Here is a 457-nt window from a genome sequence, read left to right on the forward strand (position 1 = left end):
AAATTTTTAAAGAGCGATTTAGCTTTTAATTACCACACTTCCTGACGGTTAACTTGGCAATCTGTTGGGTCTAAATAGGGTTTTAACTCCTCAGGAAATCCGTGTTTTTCTGTTATATCTTTATCAATTTTGAAGTAATGCTCTATTGATTGATATAAGTGTGTACCAAGCGGGATTGAGGTATCCATAAAGGTCATTGCTGTGGCATATTGCAGTGAATCCCACTGACGATTAAAACCACCTACGTAAAATGTCGGTTTAGTGAGTCTATAATGCTTAGGGTACTTTAATGGCACCATGAGAGACACAAACACGCGTGAACCACCACGAGTTGAGCCTACATTGCGCTCATTTGCACCAAAACAAACAATGTCTTCGTAAGGTAAATAAAACGGTTTTCTAAACAAAGTATGAGGGGTTTTTACAAGCCCGGTATGGCGATTAAAATAAAACTTAT

General features: G+C 37.9%; 1 pseudogene. It reads right to left on the reverse strand.

Annotation, left to right across the window (positions count from 1 at the left end):
* Positions 1–29 precede the first annotated feature (29 nt).
* Positions 30–457: pseudogene (locus H5187_RS24000) on the reverse strand (hypothetical protein); the annotation flags it as partial.

This window comes from Pseudoalteromonas sp. SG44-1 (assembly GCF_014164315.1).
Taxonomy (GTDB): Bacteria; Pseudomonadota; Gammaproteobacteria; order Enterobacterales; family Alteromonadaceae; genus Pseudoalteromonas; species Pseudoalteromonas rhizosphaerae.